The organism is Spongiibacter thalassae (assembly GCF_012272835.1).
Taxonomy (GTDB): domain Bacteria; phylum Pseudomonadota; class Gammaproteobacteria; order Pseudomonadales; family Spongiibacteraceae; genus Spongiibacter; species Spongiibacter thalassae.
Genome location: NZ_JAAWWK010000001.1, coordinates 257,639 through 279,689, shown reverse-complemented (window position 1 = coordinate 279,689; position 22,051 = coordinate 257,639). Strand labels below are relative to the sequence as shown.

Below are 22,051 nucleotides of genomic sequence, written 5' to 3'. Positions count from 1 at the left end.
TCCCAGGGAATCGTCTGAACGCCAGCGCAGAGCCACCTCGACAGAAACTCGACCACGCTTTCGCCATTTATACACTTTTCGTCGGAATCGACGAGGGGTATCCACAGCCTCCTCACTACACTGCCGCTATAGACCGACAACCCCGACCACGCCGGGGCGTCGCGCCCCCCATTCACCAAACGAGGTAGCACAATGACGATTTTCTCTGGCCATTTTCTCCGGGTAGACGCCCTGGAGAACGGCATTGCCAACCTGGTTCTGGACAATCAGAGCGAACCCGTCAACACCCTTGGCGACGCCTTTCGCGAGGAACTGTCCAGCGCCCTTGAACCCCTGCGCCAAGGTGATTTCAGCGGTTTGCTGCTGTCCAGTGCCAAGGCCGGCTTTTTGGCGGGGGCCAATATCAGCGAGCTGGAATCTCTGCTGAACACACCGGAGTCCGGACAGATCGCCTTCTGTGAAACCACCGCCAGGGTGCTTTGTGAACTGGAAGACCTGCCCTTTCCGATCGTATGTGCTATCAACGGCTTTGCCCTCGGCGGCGGATTGGAAGTCGCCCTGTGCAGTGATTACCGGGTCGCCACCCACAACGCACTGCTGGGCTTCCCCGAAGTGGAGCTAGGGGTATTGCCCGGTGTTGGAGGCACGGTGAAGTCAACCCGGCTGGCGGGCTTTGCTACCGCGCTGGAGTGGCTGACCAGCGGACGCAATTACAGCGGTGACAAGGCACTGAGCGCGGGCATGGTCGACGCCACCGCCGACGATGCCTCACTGCGCGACGAAGCGCTGGCACTACTGCAACAACTGATCGACGGCACCCTCGACTGGCAACAACGCCGCGAACGACGCCGGGGGGCCGTTACCATCGACAACGATGCTCTGGATGCCACCCGCGCCCGATACGCGCCCCGTGCGGAACACTATCCCGCCGCGGCGGTGATTACCGAGCTGCTGGCCGACAGCGCAGCCCTCGGACGCGATGAGGCCCTTAAAGCCGAAGCAAAAAGCTTTGCCCAGCTGGCACAGTCCTCCACCGCCAAAGCGCTGGTCGCCGTCTTTCAGGCTCAGCAAAGCCTGAAAAAGGCGAACAAGGCCCACGCCAATCGGGAAAAGATTGCCCAAGCCGGAGTACTGGGAGCGGGTATTATGGGCGGCGGCATTGCCTACACCACCGCCCTGCGCGGCACCCCGGTGTTGATGAAGGACATCGCCGATCAGGCCATCGACATCGGCGTTAAAGAGGCCAAAAAGCTTCTCGGCAAACAGGTGAAACAACAACGAATCAGCCAAGAGCAGGCCGACGCCATTCTTGGGTCGATTCACGGCCAGCTGGATTTCAGTGGCTTCGACAGCCTCGACATTGTTGCCGAGGCTGTGGTCGAAAAGCTGGACATCAAGCAGGCCGTACTGGCGGAAACCGAGCAGCATTGTCGGGCCGACACGGTCCTGGCGTCGAATACCTCGTCGCTGTGTATCGCCGATATCGCCAAAGGGCTGTCGCGCCCGGAGAACCTCGTGGGTATGCACTTTTTCAATCCGGTGCATATGATGCCCCTGGTCGAAGTGGTCAAGGGTCCCCAGAGCAGCGATACCGCGGTGGCCAAAACCATCGCCTACGCCTTGCAAATGGGCAAAACCCCGTTGCTGGTGAAGGATTGCTCAGGCTTTTTGATCAACCGTATTCTCGGCGCCTACTTTGCCGCGTTTAACCTGCTGGTTCGCGACGGCGCAGATTTTCGCAGAATCGACAGCCTGATGACCCAATGGGGCTGGCCGATGGGTCCCGCCTACCTCCTCGACGTTGCGGGGTTGGACACCCTCGACAAGGCCATGCGTATTCTCGGCGAGGCCTACCCCGAGGTGATGGCTGCAGACTACCCCACCGCCATCGCCACACTGGCAACTGCCGAACGCTTCGGCCAGAAAAACGGTCGGGGCTTTTACCGCTATGACGCCGACGACCAAGGCAAACCACGACGCAGTGACGACGCCGATGTCGAGCCCCTCATCGCTTCGATTCGCGCTGCCAACCCCAGCGTGCTCAGCGATGAAGACATCCAGCAACGCATGTTACTGGCAATGGTGTTGGAAGCCAGCCGCTGCCTGAATGAAGGCATTTGCGCCTCTGCCCAGGATATTGACACGGGCATGCGTCTCGGCACCGGTTTCCCCGCCCATTTCTGCGGGCCACTGTGGTATGCCGACCACCTCGGACTCGATACGGTGCTGGCTCTCTGCGAGAAATATCAGCACTGCGGCGGCCTGTATGCTGCCGACGCCGGCTTACAGGCGCTTGCCGAGCAGGGCAAGACCTTCTATCAGGGACGGCTCCAGCAGTAACCTCTCTCGGAGTGCACCCTGCGCTCCGCTGCGGCAAGTCCTTCTTCGCGCCATGCCCGTCATGGCGCCTTTTTCTCCACCTCCGTTTCGTCTGTACCGACGATGCCAGCGCCGGACAGCTGGCCGACTATAGTCACTGATGTTTATCCACTGACACTTATATCCACTGAAATTGATGCCCCACCCGCCATGAGAACGAATAGCCCTATGGAAAGCACGGTATCCGCACCTGACCAACTCGCCCCACTACCCGCAACCGAAACCCTAACGCCGGAATTACACAGTGATATCCAGCGTATTTTTGAGCTTCAGCAAAGCACCGCGCTGCGCCTGCGCCGCTCCACCGTGAACGAGCGCCTGGGTAAGCTGGAGAAATTGAAACAATCGATACTGAATCACCGGGAGGACATCGTCGCCGCCGCCGAGCAGGACTTCGGTCGCAGCGGTGCCGAGGCTGAATTTACCGAGATGATGCCGGTGTTGATGGAAATCGCCGACCATCGCAAACACCTCAAACGCTGGCTGCGCCCCAAGCGTGCGCCACTCTCTGCGATGATGCTCGGCACGCGCTCCGAGACCCGCTACGAACCCCGCGGTCGATGCCTGATCATCGCCCCGTGGAACTATCCGGTAACACTGACCCTTGGCCCCCTGGTGCCGGCAATCGCCTGCGGCAATACCGTAATGATCAAAACTTCGGAAATGGCTCCCCACTTTTCCGCTGTGCTGGTCACGATTATTCGCGAGTGCTTCAACGAAGACGAGGTCGCCATCTTTGAAGGCGACGCCAGTGTCGCCAAGGCGCTGCTCGACCTCCCCTTCGATCACATGTTTTTCACTGGCGCACCGGGCATTGGCAAACTGGTGATGGCCGCTGCCGCGCGCCACCTGAGCAGCGTGACCCTGGAACTGGGCGGCAAATCGCCCATCGTTATCGACAACAGTGCCGACCTCGAACTCGCCGCCAGAACCATTGCCTGGGGCAAGTACATCAACAACGGGCAGACCTGTATCGCCCCCGACCACATCTACGTTCAAAACGATATCAAGGACCAGTTTGTCAGCGCCATCAGCCGCGCTCTTAGCGAATGGTATGGCGAAGGCCTGCAGGCGCAGCAAAGCCAACTTGCAAGGATCATTAATCAGCGTCACACCGACCGGGTCGTGGGTCTGCTGGAAAACGCCAAGGCCCTGGGTGCCAAGGTAGTCTATGGCGGCGCCGTAGATCGCGAAGATCGCTTTGTTAGCCCCACATTGCTCAGCGACATTCCCGACAATGCCGACATTATGAGCGAGGAAATTTTTGGCCCGCTGCTGCCGATTATCGGTTTTAATCAGCTGGATGAGGTCATCGACCAAATCAACCGAGCACCCAAACCCCTCGCCCTGTATATCTGGAGCCGCAACGACAGCAACGCCGAAAAAATCATTCAAAACACCAGCGCCGGCGGCACCTGTGTGAACCATATCGCCGCCCACTTTCTTAACCAGAACCTGCCTTTCGGCGGCGTAAATAACTCCGGCATTGGCAGTTATCATGGCGAATGGGGTATTAGCGCCTTTTCCCACGAACGGGCCGTACTAAAAACCCAGTTCTTTACCGCCAAAATCTTCTTCCCTCCCAATGCGGAAAAGCTGCGCAAGCCATTGCAGTGGGTGATGGGCAAACTGTAACGCCAGGGAAGGAGTACGTTTTCGAGGAGAGAACGCCCGAATAAGATGGTGCTGTTTCGGGCCATCGATCGCCCCAACTGAGTTAATCCCTCAGCAATTTCAGCACTGCCTCCTGCAGGGAGGCCAACCGGGTTTCATTTGATTCGCCGGGGAGCTTTTCCCCGGCTTCCTGCACCAGGTTATAGAACTCACAGTAGCCCAGTAGCATGCCATTTATGATGAACACGGTGTTGGGGTCAGCGGTTCTGCCGAGTGCCTCAGAGGCGAGATCGCGGATATAACGCAGAAAAAACACGTGCTGCTGGCGACACAGAAACTGTCGATTGGGCAGCGACACTTCAGCGATGTCCCGCTGAACCAGCAGCAGCAAGGTGCGATCCTGGGTGAACAGCGAGAAAAAAGCTGCCACCATTTGCCGCACTTTCTCCTCGGGTGAGGCGCTATCATCCACCTGCCGCTGAATCTCGTCGATGGTGTCTTCCAGCTTATTGGAAAATGCTTCGCGGTAGAGGGTTTCCTTGTTGCCGAAGTGATAATAAATCGACGGCAATCTACAGCCGCAGGCTTTGGCGATTTCCCGCGTACTTAAGCCATCGAAGCCATGTTCAGCGAACAGATCTGCCGCCACCTGAAGTACATGGTCGATATCGATCGCTGGCGCCTTGGGGAGACGCTTTGCTGTAACGAGCGTCTCAGTGTGTTTATCATCGGGAGCTTTTCCTCGGGCCATTGAGAATGCCTGCCTGTTTATTATGATGTCGATGTACAGCCACTATAACCCTCGCGGCAACCAGGTAAAACCCACGGGATGAGGGCCGCGTGACCGCAGCCCACTGACGCCAATGAACCTGGGCTCAACGCGGATGGAAACCATTTTCCACCGGCGAATTCACCAGCCGCGTAGGCTGGCGCTTGCCTGCCTGAATATTGGCGGTGGACTCAAAGTCGCAGAAACCCACTTGGTCGCCACACCGCGCTTCGCACAGCACATCGACGCAGCAAATATCATGATGGTATGAGGTAAAGGCAATATCCGCCGCACGCTGGCACTCGATATCGAAGACCTCCCCTGTGGTCAACTCAAAGCGCACATGACCGCCGCGATTCACCATACCGTCAATTTCGGTATAGGTGACAATATCGACCGCTTTGGCAAAGGTTACCGTGTCACCTCGCACCACCCAACCAAAGCTGGCCAGGGTTTCGTCAGCGGCATAGAACGATAGCGCCAGAAAACTGAAATCCGGACCAAGGGTGCCCGCTACCCAACGGTGAGCCAACAGGTAGTCCCACTCCCGTACTCCCCAGCCACGGTCGCGAAAGCTCAGGCCCGCAATGTTATATTGCTTGCCCGCAACAGTGAGCTCGCCGCTAACCTTACCGGGAATATCCGTGTGAACATTGGCGAAATCCTCGGACACATTACTGTCCTTCGGGTAGCATTCAACATTGGCGTGAAAATCGTCGTGACGAATCACCGCATTGACCTGTGCGTCGTTGATTGTCCAGACGTGCTGGCCATCAATAAACTCATATTTGCAGGTCTCACCGGCACCGAAGCCGCCGTTGGCAAGCCGGTCTTCTTCACGTAAATCCAGATACACAACGTTTTTATAATCGCCCTCCGGGGCGGTAATATGCGACCACAGCGCAATTTTCGGTCCATCCTTGTAATTGGGTTCGTGCCCAATGCGGTGGAACCCGCCGATTTTGTTTTGCGCATCCCACCAGGTCAGCACGACGCTGTCCTGCCAGTTATGCTCCTTTACCGGCTCCTGCCAGTAATTGACGTTGTCTGGTAATACCGGCAAATCTGCTGCTCCGCTTACTTTCATCGTTATTCTCCATAATTGTGGGTAGTCATTGTCTGGCTGAATATCGGCAAGGACTTAGGCTTAGGCATAACACTGTCGAATCAATCGGTATTGCCCAACGCCAACTGCATAAACGACGGTGTAAAGCCCAGCTCTACCATCGCGTAGCGCAGATCCTGATTGCGCCCGGTTTGCAAATTCAGCGTAGCTTTATTGCCTGCCAGATTGGTGCGTAAGGCCGCATATGCCATGCCATAGCGCATCATGTCTTCACGAGGCTCGCGACCGCCATGCTCAAGGTAGTGGTCGAGAAAGCGCTGCCAGTCGATGTGCTGACTGATGTGGGGGCGGATATAGGCAAGGTCCTGCTCAGCGGCGCCAAAGCCCGCGCACTCCCAGTCGAGAATGCAGGAAATACGTCCCTCGTGAACCAGCACGTTATGAATATTGAAATCGCCGTGTACCAGTACCGGTGGACGCTCATCCGCAGGAATATTGTTAGCCAACCAGTGGATCAACCAGTGCAGATAGGGCGAGGGCAGATGCTCTTCATTTTGTATGTAGGCATCCCAGCCCGCCATATTTCGAAGGTAGGCATGGCGGGTATCGCCGTCGAGAACACCCGATGTCTCGCACTCCCTCGCATAGGTGGCAAAATCCGACACTGGCAGGCTGTGCAGCCTGCCAAGATAAGTGGCAAGATCGAGGAATACTGCTTCGGGAACCTCGCCACTCATACCGTGAAGAAATGCACCGGGCACGTCACCGAGACTGCGTTCCATCACATAAAAGTCACCGTCGACATTGCGCCAGTTTTCCGCGTAGGCGAAGGGCTTTGGTGCTGGATAGTCTTCGGGTAACGCACGCAACAGGGCGTATTCCCTTTCAAGACTGCAGGCGCCGTGACGCATAATTGGCTGGGGGTCCATTTTACGCACGACCAGCTCGCGGCGACGGTCACCCTCGCCAGTGTAGGCACACATATAGGTCTGTTTGCCAAATCCCCCTGGCAATGCCTGAAAGGTGTCAAGTTGTACCGACGACTGTGGCTCGAGGTTGGCACTGTTTAAAAACGATTCCAGCAAGGCTTTGTCCAGGCTTACCTGGCCTTCCTGCGCCGTGGCGAGATCAGCGTTCGCTGAGTCGACCACAGTGACTCCAGCCATTTTCTCGTAGTAGCTCAATTCCCATTCGGCGATTTTTCGCAGCAAAGGCGCCTTATTACCCGGTTCAGCAACCTCAAGTTTTTCCGCCACACCACTCAGCTGCCGCACCAAATTTTCGTAGACTTCTGTCAGCGCTGCCCACGACAGCGACGACAGATCTTCTACGACAGGCTCAGCCTGCTCACCCAATGCGTGCTTGACCTCGGTGTACAGCGCCTGGCCGTTGCCAATCACCTCGCGCAATACCTCCGAAGCACCCGCCTCCCGTTTGCGTAGTTCCTTCAGTGTGGTTTTTAAAATTTCAATGGTCGATTTCGCCGCTGACGACGAGACTTCAGGCATTAGCACTTCGTCAATGGCTCGCAAAGCGAGGCGAAGATAGTTATCGCTGCTGTTTATTTTCATGGTGACTCCCCCTTAAATTATTCCCGCTGGCCGCGTCCGAATCTGCCTTCGGAAACGCCAGCTTTGCTGTATACCGCGACACCCCGATTGAACTCCGCGGCAATCGAAAAGCGCACTACTCGTAGCGGTAATCCAGCGTAATCCCCCAGGTGCGGGTCATACCGGTGTAACGCGCGATGGTATCGGCACCGGTTTCAAACATGCCGCTGGTATACACTTCATCGACGATATTTCGGCCCCAGGCGGTCAGTTTCCAGCCATCGTGCACGCTCGACAGGTGTATGCGGGCATTGACGACCGCGTAGGCATCTATCGCAAATATTTCTTCACCGGTAATCACGGCATTGGTGTCGTCGCTGTAGCTGATATCTCCGCCCACGCCCATATCCAGCTCGTCTGACAGGGCCCAGGTGTAATCGGCAATCAGGGTTATCTCGATTTCAGGTGCAAAATTAAAGGCGTTCCCGGCGAGATCCACTTCCTCGCCGTCGCGGTCCAGTGTTGCCCCCTCTTTGACTTCGGTGTGAAGATAGCTCGCCGCCACTGAGACAAACAGGCCTTCCAGCGGATTGCTCTGCGCCTCGGCTTCAAGACCGTAGACCTCGGACTCGGGCACGTTAACCAGAATAGGGAGTGGCCCAAACACCTCGTCAAAGGTACGCCCCAGCAACTGCTTGTCTTTGTAGTCGTAGTAATAGGCAGCTAGATTCAGGTTCAGAGCACGATCAAAGAAACCAAACTTGGCCCCGGCTTCCAGCGCATCCAGCCTCTCCTGCGTGGCTGGCCGGTACTGCTTGCGGTCTGAGGAGGCCAGCACCGGGAAACTGCCGGATTTGAAGCCGCGGCTATAGGAGGCGTACAGCAGGTCGTCGTCACTCACCTGCCAGTCTGCTGCCAGGCGCCAGGACAAATTGTCTTCATCCAGAACACCGGTGTAGACACCCGGCTCCCGGCGCGCTGGACCACCTGGAGCCTGTGAGGGTTCGTCGCCAAGTATCAGACAGTCTCCCGGCTCGATACCGCCGGAGCCACCCGTGCTCAGACTGAGGCCATTGAGCACATTGCCAAAGCCGATTCCTGCTGAGTTATTGGGGCTGTCGATGGTACACCCCGCAAAGTCGCGCCTTTCGCGGGTGTAACGCAGGCCAGTCGTCAGTTTCACCGCATCATTGAGCTGCCAGTTGGCATTGCCGAACAGTGCATACGCGTCGGCGACCTGCTCGCCATAGGTATCTACCCGGTTGCCAATTAGCGGCCCCGGCTGCCCTAAATTCGCGGGATCAATGGTGAAGGAGGAACTTGCCTCATCGATATACACCGACTGGTATTCGTAGACATCGTCGTGGCTGACAAAGGTACCCACAAGCCAGTCCATGCCCTCCCCCCAGATGCCATCGACACGGGCCTCAACGGTCCATGCACGGGTGTCGACTATCACTTCTCGTTCCGCATTGCGCACCGACAAGCCGCTCTGGGGCAGGAAGGAATGGTCGTTCTCAAAGTCCGCGAGGCTCGCCAACACCGTCAGTGTGTTGTTGTCGGTGATACTTCGCTCATGACGCAGTGATGCCATCATAAAGGTTTCGTTCAACTGCCACGGGAGGTCAGCCCAATCTGCCTCGCGGTTGTCATCGGTATCACGATCTACCGTGGGATGATCCCGCACACGTTGTGGCAGTCCCATCTCCTCCGGCAAGCCCGCACTACGCAAGGCGCTGGATGCCACCGCGTTCTGCAGGCGAATCGCTATGGCCTGAGGCGCCTGTGGCTCCCCCTGATCGGACCAGCCCGACAAGGCGAGTTCGGTGGTCGCCGTGTCCGAACTATCCCAGACCAATGTGCCGCGACCGGATAACTTATCGACCTGACCGAGATTAGCCTCGGGGCGGGTAAGGCTGGTTTGCCACCCGTCCTCAGAGGTTATGCTCCGCAATGCCAGGCGCGCCCCAAGCCTTTCGCCAATTGGGCCGCTCACAAACCCTTCCACATCGTAGGTTTTGAACCGGCTTAATGTTGCAGCCAGACCGGCCTCCAGATTCTCACCTGGCTTCGCGGTGATATAGTTGATAACGCCGCCGGTGGTATTGCGACCGTAGAGTGTGCCCTGGGGGCCTTTCAGTACCTCAATGCGCTCAAGATCCAGGTTGGCGCCCTTGGAAAATACTGGAAAGGCGAGATTCTGCTCGTCGATATACACCCCAACCGTCGCACTCGCGGTTTGACTCGCCTCGTTAAATCCAACACCCCGCAGGGTATAAATGGGCACCGAATAGCCGCTATCGGAGAAACTGAAGCCCGGCACCAGATTGCCCAGATCCCGAGTATCGGTGAGTCCCAGCTCGCGAATCGTTTCTCCAGAGTAGGCGCTGATGGATATCGGTACTTCGTAAATCGATTCGGACCGCTTTTGCGCTTTTACGATAACCTCTTCTATTACCACGCCTCGACTGCGTCGCGCTGGCTCACCTGCTTCGTCTTGAGCCGAAAGGGTCGAACTGGTAAATGATGCAAGGGCACCGCAGACGGACACGGCCCAGGGAAAGCGGTAGAAGCCTATATTCTTCATCTCAACAACTCTCAGTGTAATTATAATTAGTTCACTGCGAAGGCCCATCAGGCCAACGATAGGAGAGATGCTAACGTAGTGCGAATTCGCCGTTTGAACAGCTGTTCAGAATGTACCGAGGGGGGGCGTTAGTGCGGGGTGAATCCCCTCGGGCAGAGCCAGAGGGGTGAATAAATCATAGCACGAAGTAGGCTCTAAACCCCTAACGCGCTTAGGGTTTCAAGGTCTTCCAGCGCAGCGGAAAATCTCTCAACATTTGCACCGACTATATCATCAGGCTGCATAGACGGCGGTGTCGCCACCCACATATACCCGTGCATAACTTGCTGCCGATAGGCCAGCCATGCCTCGTCAAACATTGGCGCACTCTCAACCCCGAGCCGCTGCAGCGCGTCAAGATAATGCCTCAGCAAGTCTCTTTCGTTGGATCGTCGGTCGGCGACCGTAAGGCCGCCGATCAATGCATAGGTCACATCGTCTGACCATGGCCCCAGCATCGGACTCTGCCAGTCCAAAAATCCGGGCGCATTATCTACGAAATACATATTCCCCAGGTGAGCATCACCATGAATAAAGGTTTTCGACTGAGAGCCAAATGTCTCCCACATACTCATTAGTGCCTTACGCACAACTTTCGGATCACGGGCCACTTCCGGCAATGGCTTGGCAAGTGGACGGGAGGTCATCGGCCCCCAATAATCATCGGCCAACATAACGTCGATCAAGCTACCTACAACCCCGGGCCAGGGAATGTTAGCGTCGACAGGAGGCTTGCTCCAGAATGTCGCATGAAGATGAGCCAACCATTCCATGGTTTTGGCCATCATATCAACACTCATGGGCGCGGTCGCATTGCCAAAGGTAGCTTGTCGCTGTGTTAAATCTTCAAGAATAACAATCGCTTGCCCGTTTGCGTCATTGGCTCCCGCGAAAAAGCTCTTCGGTATTTCAAGGCCGTCCAGCTGATTTTCAAAATTTTGATAGAACCCCACCTCTTGATGATAGCCAGCGCCCGCTAACTCCAGTTGCTCCGCACCATGAAAACCACCTTTGATATACATGGATTCAGGAAGGCCGTGCGGGTTGCCATTATCATATTTCAACGCAACATTGATCTTGCTCGCAGTGCCTGCGACGACATTACAGACTTCGCTGGATGCCAGCTTTACACTCGGGTAGCGTATCGACAGCGCCGACTCCAGCCACTCTGTTGTTAATCCCTCCGGGGCCAGTGGTAAATCCAGGGTTACCTTGGAACTCATACATAATCTCCTGCCAATTTATTAATATTAATGATGATGTGAGTGATCCGCAGTTGAACCGCCCATACCCAACTCATACGCGATATGTTCGCCGTGAAACACGACAACGTATCCCAGAAATACCACCGCAACAGCCAACACCGCGTTTCGACTAACCAAAGACACGGCCTTTTTCCTGATGCACGTTAGGTAGTAGATGAATAGGCCAGCCAGCACACAGCACGCCATCGCATTCTCCAAATTATTCCAGATTAAACCGGCGACAAGGTAATAGCCGTACGTCCATCAATATAAACATTCGTGCGAATTTCACCGGTATCACTTGCTACCGCCAGTACATCCTCGCGCCCGGAAACCTGCAATTTATACTGCCTGTTTTCCTCCAGCCGACTAACTACAATCTCTTGATCGCCTTTTTCATTACCGTTATAAAGCACCAAGTCAAGAGATACGCCGTCGTGACTATATGCTTTCGCCACCAACACATCGGGGTAGCGGCAGTCTGATAATATCGGCCCGGATTTTGTCGTACTTGATGGTCCGACTAGCACACTGTCTCGCCAAAAATCGGTTTTGATAATCCTCGCCAGAGCGTAGTCTGCCGCCGTAATAACCGAAACACCTTCCAACATGAGCGCGCCATTTTTCTCTTGCAGAGAATATTCCTTCTCAACCTTCTCCAGCGCTAATCGAGCAACCTCTCTATCTCCCATCTCTCCGGCCGCGGCAGCTACCCAACTGTAAGTAAAAGCGAAGCTTTTGGTATAGTTCCCTGGATCTACGGAATCCATATTGGTCAGGTTAAGATCGAGGGTATCTGAATCTACTATTTTCATATCCTCAGTACGAAATAGGCCGTATGTACGACGAGCCAGCTTGGGATCTACAACATTAAGCAGATGCACATTAGACAAATTTGCAACGACCGATGGCTTAAAGAGAAAGGGTAATCCGGTTAAGTTAGACAAAATAGGCTGGATGTCCCCTGTTGCCAGCTCAAATTCTTCTTTCAAGTTGTCTCTGAATCTGGAGTCGATATCGTTGGTATGATTTGATCCGGTGACTAGATCATAGGTCGCGAGCGCTCCGTATCCATAAAGATTACACTGCGCATATACAAAATTCGGCTCACACGGAAACAGGAAGTAATTACACTGATTCCAGTTTTTGAGCAGAGAGTCCACAAAGGTGTGGTTGCTATGTTTATAGCGTTTTGAATTTTCCTTTTTGAACGGTTTAAACGCCAGCGAACCTTCTTCGAAATACCGTGTATCTCCGGTATTGAGTGCGTAGGTTCCCAAGCAATGGCCCGACCAACCGGTGAGCATAATATTATCTTTGGTATCGACAGGATCAGGGTTCCAGGTAAAATTCCCCCAAACACTCTCGAGCTTCCAATAGCCACACACCTCAGGCAGAGTCAGGCTCTCTATGGTATAGCGTTGAGCCTCATTCAAATAGCCGTGAAAATTCGGCGTGTAGTGGCACTGCATAACACCTAAAGTGTACTGAATATGATTAAGCTGATAGCGCAATGCTGCCGGTTGAAAGTTGTCCTTTCTTACAAATCCATCAAACTTCCCGAAAGGCTGTAAGGATAGGTCGAACAAATAGCGCATCACCTTCAAATCGGTGTGGCTCAGCTCGCTCTCACCAGGATTTGGCTTGTCCTCACACATATTCGACATTAACGCGGGAATATTATCGAGCAATGCATTTCTTTTACTTTGGATTGCCATCTGCTTTTTCAACTTGGATTTTGATCCAAAAAAAGCCATAACCAGAATAGCAAGAGGTAACGCAATGACGGTGGGCAGCACCCAGTCAGCGACGTGATGACTGGATAGCGGAGCGAGCACGGCTGACAACAACCAAATGGCTATTGGCGCCATAAGGTTACCGGTAAACAACCATGCAGCCATTGCCACAAGAAATAAAACCATCGTCAATGGAACGAATAAGAAGGCCCACCACGACGCGGCAAAAAAGCCTGCCCCGGGAAAGGCCAAACCCAGACCAAAGACCTGCAGGTACGTTGTACTGCCCCCGACGACCAGCGCCGCCCCAACGACCAGCAACAGCAGGTAGAGAACAAGAGTTCGGCGACGCAGGCGCGACGTGATATTCCCGTGGAGCTTCTTCTTTGTAATTTTCGGCAAATTATCCCAAATTACACTTCTGGCGGCGTCTGTTTGCATATACCTACATCTCTTCTCAATAGATTGCTTGAAATTATTTATTACTTGCGTCGACAATTTTCCAGAGGAGCGACGGTGATAATCTACGCAGAAATTCCCCTGCCGCAGCCTCTCCCGGCAACACTTTCCATTTTCCTTTTTCCAATCCTTTTTCGATAGCCGAAATAATAGAGCCCGCATCGGCCATTTTCCCGGATTTGGCCGCTGACTCGAGGCCCTTTGGACCGGTATCAAGTGCTTGCTTAATCAGCGGGGTATCGACCGCAGGAGGACAAACCAGGAGGATCTTGATGTTATTACCACGGTTTTCATAGTGAAGCACTTCAGTAAAGGTGTTAACTGCGGACTTCGTTGCACAATAAGCACCGAGATTTGAGCTTGGCACTATACCTGCTGAGGAGCCGAAGATGATGATTTCACCAGCATTGCGTTTCAGCATATATGGCATAACAGCCTTAGTTAAATGAACGGTTCCGCCATAATTAATCATCATTAACTGAACAATTTTTTCTGATGGCATATCAACCAATGTACCACCGGGCATAATTCCTGCTGCATGGGCCATTCTCCATATCGGCCCGACATCCTTCTCAACTTCCGCAACAATGTTTTCAACCTGCTCTCGATTGGTAACGTCGCAGACAAAGTAGCTGATATTGTCATTCGACTTACAGGTCTCCACCATGCCGGGCTCGTTAACGTCGAGAATGACCACACGGTGGCCTTTTTCGGCCAGCTGTTTTGCCATAAGCTGGCCCATCCCGCTGCCGCCACCCGTGATTAATGCAACTTTTTTTGTCATAGAATTACTCTTCGCATAAAGGTTGTTAATTCAAAAAATGCCAATTTATGTTGTGCTATACGTGTCCGGTAAGGCCATATTTTCTGGCAAACAAAATTTGCTTTAACACTGAAAGCCGAGACGAATTTTGGCAGCTAGTGAACACATGCTATTCGCGCACTCGAACTATCACAGGAGCCTTGCTTAGCTAATTGTAGCGGGCCGCAGACATCGTCCTCGTTATAGTAATAATGCAAGCTAAATTTCAGCGAACAAGCGTTACCTAAACTGCAGCCCTTAACCACTGGACTCCGTAAAATTTTATTGCCACTGCAATCATTGTCAGTGGTTAACGATCTGCATTCCGACCCTGCCCACCAACCCTTTCACATTCGCCGTAAGCGCGATGAAAACGCATCAACACTTCACGGAGCCTGCAGTTGATAAAGGTATCACTGACATTATAAAAGCATACTTAGTATGCTATGTCAATAATGTTGGCGTTTACCGCGAATATCAACCGCATTACATTCGGCGCCGCACCCGGTTGCGCAGTAACGGCGCCTTTAGCTATTTATTACTCAGCGTTATTCAGTTTTCCCATCTCTGTCAGAACCGTTTCAGCAGCTTGGAGGGCCACTCCCGATGCTGGAAAGCCGCAATAGTAAGCAGAGTGCAAAATAAGAGCCTCGATTTCTTTCGCAGACAAGCCGTTATTGACCGCTCCCCGCACGTGATTTTGGATCTCGCCTTCAGCTCTCAAGGCGATCAGCATAGATAAAGTTGCGATACTTCGCTCTCGAGGCGACAGGGTGTCGTCAACCCACACCCCGCCAAAAATATCCCTTAAAGCCAATCTCGCCCCTTGAGACCCAAACCCCTCGGAACCTGCCTTCCCTTCAAGATAATTCAGTATTCCGTCACCAAACATCCGCTCTACCAGCTGCCTGCCCTTAGCTACTCTTTCTTCGTTTTGCATAAAACCTCCTTAAGCTCACCTAACTCACTACAACTCTGCGGGCGGCACGACCGCACGCTCCAGAAATTCCCACACACCTATATATAACCTAGTACACTATATATAAATTCGCGAACACAATACATGTTGACGAATTCTGCGAAAAACTCCCCCACAGCTAAACAAAGGGGGGAAAGCAAGCACAGCCTGCACACCGAAAATTGTCACTTAAATAGTTGCCAAATGATTTGCAAGCTTTTTATAGTATACTCAGTGCCGCAATTGCACTCCTATAACGCAACAGAATCGCGAGACACAGCTTTTGAACAACAAAACGATAGCGACCGCAAAATCAACAGCAAACGACAAGTTTCGAACTCCAAAGATCAGCGAACTCGTCGCCAAGGAGCTTCGTCGCCAAATTATTCGGGGCGAGATAGAACCGGGTGCGAACCTGCCCCCCGAATCTGAGCTAATGGAAAAGTTCGACATCGCTCGCCCCACTTTGCGCGAAGCATTGCGGATACTCGAATCGGAGTCACTGATCAGCGTCCGCCGCGGCGCCCGTGGAGGACCGACTGTTCACCTTCCCGACCCCGAGATCGCCGCACGACATTTCGGGCTCTTGCTCCAAAGCCGCAAGGTCACCACCATTGATCTTTTCAGGGTTTATCAATTAATTCAGCCTCCGGCAGTACGCCTTGTTATAGAGAACTCTTCCGAGGAAGCGGAAGCCGTACTTACCGAGCTTCACAAGGAAGAAGAAAAAGCCTTGTTAGGGCAGGATATTGGCGCCCTGGCCCAAAGTGTTTCACGCTTTCACTCAACACTTATCGACCTCACTAAAAACCAGACCCTCATACTCATGATGAGAATGCTGGAAAGCATCTATGAAAACCAGATTTATAAGGCGCCCGACGGTGGCTTCGACAGAAAATCGGCTGCCGACCATACCTTGAGTGCCCAGCGACGACTAATACAGCTGATTAAAAAAGAACGCGCTGATGAAGCAGTCAAATTCTGGCGGCAGCATCTAAACGAAGTCGAGGCCATCTTGGCCAGCCAAAGCTGGTCTGAAAATGTCGTCGATACCCTTGAATAAGCCAGCGTAGAACTGCAACCGGGCTGCCCTTTAACGGGGAGCAGCTCGACCCTTTTACCTACTTCTTATCCAGCCCATTACTTTACTGTCACCGCCAAAGCTTAATTGGCAACACATTCAGGCCAAACAACCTCTGACATCATCAAAAAGAAGGCCGGCCAATTAAACTAACAATTGTAAAAAAGAATGCGACCTCTCCCTGGAAAGGTCGCATTCACCTTACGCTTTTATGCCGGGATCAAGGACAACTCCAGCCGATCTCCCAATTCGATCGCCAACTGTGAACAGCCTTCACCGTCTGCTACGACTTCCGCTCCTGGCATACCCTCGACCTTATAACGCGTATCAGGCTTCAAGCGCTGGAATTTAAGCACCGCGTCGTGCTTGTCACTACCCGGGCGCAGCACCAGATCCAGGCGAGTACCGTCGGAAACCGCTTTGGCAACAAGGACATCGGGATAGGGTGCATCAGAAAGCAGCGGGCCATTCTTCCACTCCTCCGGCATCCCATTATTGATAAGATCCCGCCAAACATTTGGCCGAGCAAAGAGGCCCATAATGTAGATGGTGTTCAATATAGTGGACACCTCGAAGCGGCGAACACCGTCCTTCGTAACCGGGGGATTTTCCTTTTCTATATAGGCTTTCAACTTATTCCACAGCTCTAGATCACCCATCTCCGCCGCAGTTTCCATCAATACAGTACAGCCGCCCATATCACAGCCGCCCTTGTAGGTTCCCACGTCCATCTTATCGGGCCCTACCAGAGTTAGATCCAGTTCGCCTTCCGGCGTAATTTTGGCGAACTCCTTCCGCAAAATCGCCCACAAGCGGTCGGCATGACCAGGATCAAGAGCATTTAAGTACCAGATAAAGTTGGCGTCACTCGTCATCGATGTGAGGCCTGGCAAGGTAATACCCAAGCGACTGGAGCGTATGGCGACGCAGCGCCCGTCGCCGGTCAGGAACTCTTCATTCAGCGACTGCTGCCAGCGCTCATAGATCGCATCAACGTGCCTGGTGCCGTGCAATCTGTCATGCAATACCAGGCTGCTCATACCGATACAATTACACATGTTGTAGAGCCAGTTAGGCTCACAGACCATCAGGCCCATTTCTGATTCACGATAGTTTCTTGCTACCGCTTCGGAAATCGTCCCAAAGTCATACACGAAGGATTTCTTGTCATTCCATTTGAACGGCATGCTTCCCGGTGCCGAAAATTGATAGTCCTGGTTAACCGTTTCGTACAGACCAATCATCAGGCCGGTATTACCGGAGTACATCACGTTATCCTTGCGGATCGGGTCAGCATCGAAGCGGAAATTTCCCCAGAGATTTTCCAGAAACCAATACGACCACATGCGCTTATCCAGCTTTTTCTTGATCAGGTTTTCCTGGGCCTTCTGCATGTACCCGGTGAAGGCGGGCGTTCGGGTAAACTGTGCAATCGCCAGACCGTACTGCGCGTAATCGACCTGATAGCGGGTAGCAGCGGACTGAAACTGATCCAGGAAGTCAAATCCCTCAAAGCTTTCCAGGGGCTGCAAGCCCAGATCCAGCACAAATCTCAAGCTGGCCAGCTCTTCCGGCGACATTTCCTCACTGACAGTGATTGCGCCATCTCTCTCTCGTGAGGTCGCTTTCGCCAGATATCTGTTGCGCTCTTTTGCAACTTCCAGCTCAGCGAGGTGCTGCCGGCGACGTTTGTAAGCACCAACTACCGCACCAAGCACTACTATCGTGGGCACCGCATACACAAATACGTTCCAGCTATTATTATCAGCCAAACCGTAGGCGCCGAGGGCGGCCAGCCCCCACACAATTGGCGGTGCCACAATCATGCCCGCGCCAAACCACGCAAATGCCGCCAGACCAAAAAACACCAATGTCAGCAAGAAAAGAAATACACCAAGGATGCCACCCGTGTAGAGAAAGCCAGCCCCGGGGAACTGCATACCTACCCCTAAAGCGATAACATTTGGCGACTCAGAAAAGGTCAAGCCAAACCCCACCAGAAACACAAGTGTCAGAACGATAAAGAATCGGGTTACGCGCTTCCCAATCAACGGACCAAATGTGGCCTCCCGCAAGGGAATAGGTGGCACAACCGGCTGAGCACTTGAGTTCATACTTATCACCTCTTTATAGAATGTATATGCTTTATCTTACGTACGGTTATTTCAACAATTCTAAAACTGAAACGAGAGCAGAATCGCCAGGGTTCTCGGCGGCATAAGATTGCCGTAATAAGATGGCGTACTCGCAACAATGGAAGAGAGCGGCGCCTCCCCGCGTAATGACAGGGAGCGTTCATTCAGTATGTTTCGGCCCATTAGCGCGACATCCCAGCTACCCTCAATATCAGACAGTCCAAGGCGCATATTCGACACCCAAAACTCATCACGTCCACCGGTGGGGTCACCAAATACATTAAAGTTGATTTCATCTGTATAGGAGGACTGCAAGGTCGCACTAAACAGCAAATCACTGCCGATGGGTTGTTCGTAATTCAAACCAAAGCTACCGGAATATTTGGGCGCCGCCGCCAGCGATTCACCGGAAAGATCCTGAGTACCGTTTACACAACCCGCTTCTTCAGACTGGCCCGGGTAACAAGGGGCCTCTCTGAATTCGTCGTATTCTGCAATGACGTAGGATGCTGACATGTCAAAGGAGAAAGCATGGTTTATGACCCACTTGAGGTCGCCCTCTATCCCCTTAGTCAACGATGAACCGGCATTCAAGGTATTAATAATAGTCGCGTTCGGCGGAGTAAACTGGATTTGCAGATCATCGTAGGCCGTGTAGAACGCGGCGAGGCTAGCGCGGACCGTATTGTCCAAAGCCTCGACTTTCAGCCCCGCTTCATAGCCGATTACGGTTTCGTCGAAGAATTCATAAGGACTGTTGGGCTGGCCATTTTCGTCAACACCGGCTACGAGATCAAAGCCCCCCGACTTATAACCTTCTTTATATGAGAAGTATGTCTGCCCTGAATCGAGAAACGACAAGGGGAAGTCAGTGTAGAAATCCCACTTAACCACCACGGAAGGATCCAGGTGGCGAGAAATACGGCTTTGGTTTAGATTATCGATATCGGTCCTGTTCAACGCCCCATTAAACAATAACGTCCCTTCACCACCATCTGCATCTGAACCGGGGTCGCCATACTGACCTACCTCTTGATTCATCGTCCCTTCTTTGCGCTCCTCGGTATAACGCATACCGAAATTGACACTTAAGGAATCGGTAAGATCAAGAGTAAGATCGCCGAAAATGGCCACTGTCTCTGTCTGAGTAGCCAGCAAGGCAGACGAGGTTCCCGCCACTGATGTCAACGCATTCGGGTCAAGAAGACCACCGACATCAGCGGCCAACACCGCGTAAATCGTCGGATTATTCGGGCCGACACGGATATCGACATCTATGCCGTTATCGCGATCAGCGGTTTCATAGAACACACCAAAAACAGAATAAATACTGTCGGTTATCGGGTAACTCATTCGCACTTCCTGTGCCAGGGCCACGAGATCTTCCACGAAACCTGAATCAATAAACTGAATATTGGTAAAGTCGGAGTCCTGGGCCGTGTAAATATCCAGCGTCTGATACCCTGTCGTGGCGACGATGGAAAGATCCCCGATATCCCAGTCGACGTTTAACGCGTGACTTCTCATCTCCCCCTTTTGACCACTGATACCGTGCGCACTACGCTTTTTGGCAAGGCCATCGCCAAGCTCTCCGCCGTACAGCAAGTCGTCTGCGGCGCAATCATCGGTTGAGCCCAAGGTTGCGATAAAGCCCTGGTATTCGCTATTGCATTCAATCAGTTCGCTGCCAAGCATGCGCTTTTCGAAGTCGCTGCCGAATATCGTGTACTTTACGGTGAGGTAATCTGTAACATCCCAAAGCAAGGTACCACGGGCTAACAACCGCTCTAACTTAGGCGCATCTTCCCCAAAGATCGTGGTTTGGTAACCGGTGTTTTGCCGACTCTGAACAGCAAGACGAAAGCCCAGAGCGTCGCTCACGGGACCGCCGACACCAACCTGAAGAACTTCTTCTTTGGTTTCAGCTTCATAATTTAACTTTACTCCCGCCTCGAGTTCGGAGCCGGGCCCCTTGCTGCGCACGTTAATCAAACCAGCGGTGGTATTCTTACCGAAGTCAACGCCCTGCGGTCCCCGTAACACCTCTATCTGAGCCACATCGAACAAGCCGGCCTGAAACCAGTGAGAGTTCCCGAAATAAACCCCATCGATGGCAAGACCCACGGTTAAATCGAAAGGATTAAGGGTCGCGACACTGCCCACGCCCCTGATGACAATCGACGGCGCCCCCACTGGCGTATCCGTAATGATTAATCCCGGCGTTGATTCCGCTACATTATCGAAGTTTGATGAATCGAATTTCTCAAACTGTTCACCCGAAATTGCGAAAACGGAATAGGTTGTATCTGCAAGCGACTCGTCCCGCTTCCTGGCCGTTACCATGACCTCTTCTAGAACCACAGGCTTTCGCCTGGAGTTTTTAGCAGAAACGTCTGGTGCCGATGATGAAAGTGCGGAAGAACGCTCACTTTCCGTCTGAGCATAGGACGGCAAACTCACGAGCAGCATTGCACAAATTACTAGCGATGAAGGTTTGGTTGCTTTCACAGAACACCCTTAATTATCAGTTTTGGTATACGGACTTCCAGTGCATCTATTTAAAATATAGTATACTTAGTTGATTATATCAATCACCACCATCGGTTAATGTGACTACCCTCAACTACAAGCTACGATATTCGCACCCATTTCCATCGTCATAACTTGCGCCAATACAATCCAGCCTTACACCACGGGCGGTCCTACGGCCTCGCACGATAGTGGCCCCCTGCTACGACGACAATAACCCACCGATGAGACTCAGCAGCTATTCTTCAGCAGATGAACTATTTTTCAGCAGGCCCACCGCACTCAGGGCACCAATTTCGGAGACGCCGCCGTCTACAGGGAGCTCGACTCCCGTAATGAAACGAGCTTCATCGCTGGCCAGAAATCTGACCGCCTGAGCGATATCCCAGGAGTCCCCCTCAACCCCCAAGGGTGCAATATCACGTCTGGCCGCGCGTAACTCCGGCGTCACAAAGGCTTCTACCAGTGGCGTCAAAATGTGACCTGGCGCCACAGCATTGACACGGACTCCCTCTCGCCCATACATCACCGCCAGCTCGCGGGTTAGTCCAGCCAAAGCTGACTTTGACGGGCCATATGCGAGATTGCCAAATGCGCGAATGCCGGCAATAGACGAGATATTTACGATGGCACCACCGCGCTCCCTCATGGAGGGCATCACATAGCGACACATCAGCATGGCCGAGGTTAGATTTGTATTCAAAACTCTGGACCAAGCCTCTTCGTCATCGCCATCCAATTCCACCGGCGATGCAATACCGACGTTATTGACCAGCACACTGACGGGGCCAAATTCCGCCGTACAGGTTTCTACAATGCGACGACAAACGTCTCGATCGGTTACATCACCGGCGATCGCTATGGCTCGACCACCGCGATCCTTGATATAGCCAACCGTCGTCTCAGCTCGCTCCGCGTCCAGGTCAACCGCGCAGACACTTGCGCCCTCCATCGCCAGCAGTATCGCAATCGCGCGGCCAATGCCCATCCCTTCGCCCGCTGCACCCGCGCCGGTAACGATAGCGACCTTGCCATCCATAGTAGAGTTAAATTTGGTGGGTAAACCCATGATCGGAGCCCCTGCAATAATGGTTATTATTTAA

15 protein-coding genes are annotated in these 22,051 nt (G+C 53.2%); 3 read left to right on the top strand and 12 right to left on the bottom strand.

Annotation, left to right across the window (positions count from 1 at the left end; genetic code table 11):
- The first annotated feature begins 192 nt into the window (after positions 1-192).
- Together HCU74_RS01130 and HCU74_RS01125 are read left to right on the top strand one after the other, a co-directional pair.
- Positions 193-2,340: a 3-hydroxyacyl-CoA dehydrogenase NAD-binding domain-containing protein gene (locus tag HCU74_RS01130; RefSeq protein WP_168448556.1), complete on the top strand. Its 2,148-nt coding sequence runs from the start codon at positions 193-195 to the stop codon at positions 2,338-2,340.
- Positions 2,341-2,547: 207 nt separating this feature from the next.
- Positions 2,548-4,014 carry an aldehyde dehydrogenase family protein gene (locus HCU74_RS01125; protein ID WP_168448555.1) on the top strand — a complete coding sequence of 489 codons (1,467 nt, stop codon included), beginning with the start codon at positions 2,548-2,550 and terminating at the stop codon, positions 4,012-4,014.
- A gap of 82 nt (positions 4,015-4,096) precedes the next feature.
- On the opposite strand, the gene HCU74_RS01120 is transcribed toward HCU74_RS01125, so the two are convergent.
- From HCU74_RS01120 to HCU74_RS01080, 9 genes are all read right to left on the bottom strand, one after another.
- On the bottom strand, positions 4,097-4,744 hold the full coding sequence (locus tag HCU74_RS01120) for a TetR/AcrR family transcriptional regulator (protein ID WP_168448554.1): 648 nt from the start codon (positions 4,742-4,744) through the stop codon (positions 4,097-4,099).
- A 124-nt stretch (positions 4,745-4,868) separates the two neighbouring features.
- Positions 4,869-5,849: a DUF7065 domain-containing protein gene (locus tag HCU74_RS01115; protein WP_168448553.1), complete on the bottom strand. Its 981-nt coding sequence runs from the start codon at positions 5,847-5,849 to the stop codon at positions 4,869-4,871.
- Between the two features lie 80 nt (positions 5,850-5,929).
- A complete protein-coding gene (locus HCU74_RS01110) occupies positions 5,930-7,399 on the bottom strand; it encodes a phosphotransferase family protein (RefSeq protein ID WP_168448552.1) in 1,470 nt (489 codons plus the stop codon).
- A 115-nt stretch (positions 7,400-7,514) separates the two neighbouring features.
- Positions 7,515-9,965 (bottom strand): TonB-dependent receptor, encoded by a 2,451-nt coding sequence (locus HCU74_RS01105; RefSeq protein WP_168448551.1) that lies wholly within the window; start codon positions 9,963-9,965, stop codon positions 7,515-7,517.
- A 194-nt stretch (positions 9,966-10,159) separates the two neighbouring features.
- Entirely contained in the window at positions 10,160-11,227 is a 1,068-nt protein-coding gene (locus tag HCU74_RS01100; protein ID WP_168448550.1) for a phosphotransferase, read from the bottom strand.
- 27 nt (positions 11,228-11,254) lie between these two features.
- On the bottom strand, positions 11,255-11,392 hold the full coding sequence (locus HCU74_RS01095; protein WP_168448549.1) for a hypothetical protein: 138 nt from the start codon (positions 11,390-11,392) through the stop codon (positions 11,255-11,257).
- 86 nt (positions 11,393-11,478) lie between these two features.
- Positions 11,479-13,425: a linalool dehydratase/isomerase domain-containing protein gene (locus HCU74_RS01090; RefSeq protein WP_168448548.1), complete on the bottom strand. Its 1,947-nt coding sequence runs from the start codon at positions 13,423-13,425 to the stop codon at positions 11,479-11,481.
- Positions 13,426-13,459: 34 nt separating this feature from the next.
- The gene (locus tag HCU74_RS01085; protein ID WP_168448547.1) at positions 13,460-14,227 is read right to left on the bottom strand and encodes an SDR family NAD(P)-dependent oxidoreductase; all 768 of its coding nucleotides are present in this window, start codon (positions 14,225-14,227) and stop codon (positions 13,460-13,462) included.
- Positions 14,228-14,783: 556 nt separating this feature from the next.
- Positions 14,784-15,185, bottom strand: coding sequence for a carboxymuconolactone decarboxylase family protein (locus tag HCU74_RS01080; protein ID WP_210425064.1), 402 nt, complete (start codon positions 15,183-15,185; stop codon positions 14,784-14,786).
- A gap of 301 nt (positions 15,186-15,486) precedes the next feature.
- On the opposite strand from HCU74_RS01080, the gene HCU74_RS01075 reads away from it, so the two are divergent.
- Positions 15,487-16,266, top strand: a complete 780-nt coding sequence (locus HCU74_RS01075) for a FadR/GntR family transcriptional regulator (protein ID WP_168448546.1) — start codon at positions 15,487-15,489, stop codon at positions 16,264-16,266.
- Positions 16,267-16,493: 227 nt separating this feature from the next.
- Here the strand turns inward: HCU74_RS01075 and HCU74_RS01070 are convergent, their stop codons facing one another.
- The 3 genes from HCU74_RS01070 to HCU74_RS01060 all read right to left on the bottom strand — a co-directional run bounded on the left by HCU74_RS01070 (position 16,494) and on the right by HCU74_RS01060 (position 22,017).
- On the bottom strand, positions 16,494-18,398 hold the full coding sequence (locus HCU74_RS01070; protein ID WP_168448545.1) for a linalool dehydratase/isomerase domain-containing protein: 1,905 nt from the start codon (positions 18,396-18,398) through the stop codon (positions 16,494-16,496).
- A gap of 60 nt (positions 18,399-18,458) precedes the next feature.
- A complete protein-coding gene (locus tag HCU74_RS01065; RefSeq protein ID WP_168448544.1) occupies positions 18,459-20,927 on the bottom strand; it encodes a TonB-dependent receptor domain-containing protein in 2,469 nt (822 codons plus the stop codon).
- Positions 20,928-21,186: 259 nt separating this feature from the next.
- Complete coding sequence (locus HCU74_RS01060; protein WP_168448543.1) at positions 21,187-22,017, bottom strand: SDR family NAD(P)-dependent oxidoreductase; 831 nt, start codon at positions 22,015-22,017, stop codon at positions 21,187-21,189.
- Positions 22,018-22,051 lie beyond the last annotated feature (34 nt).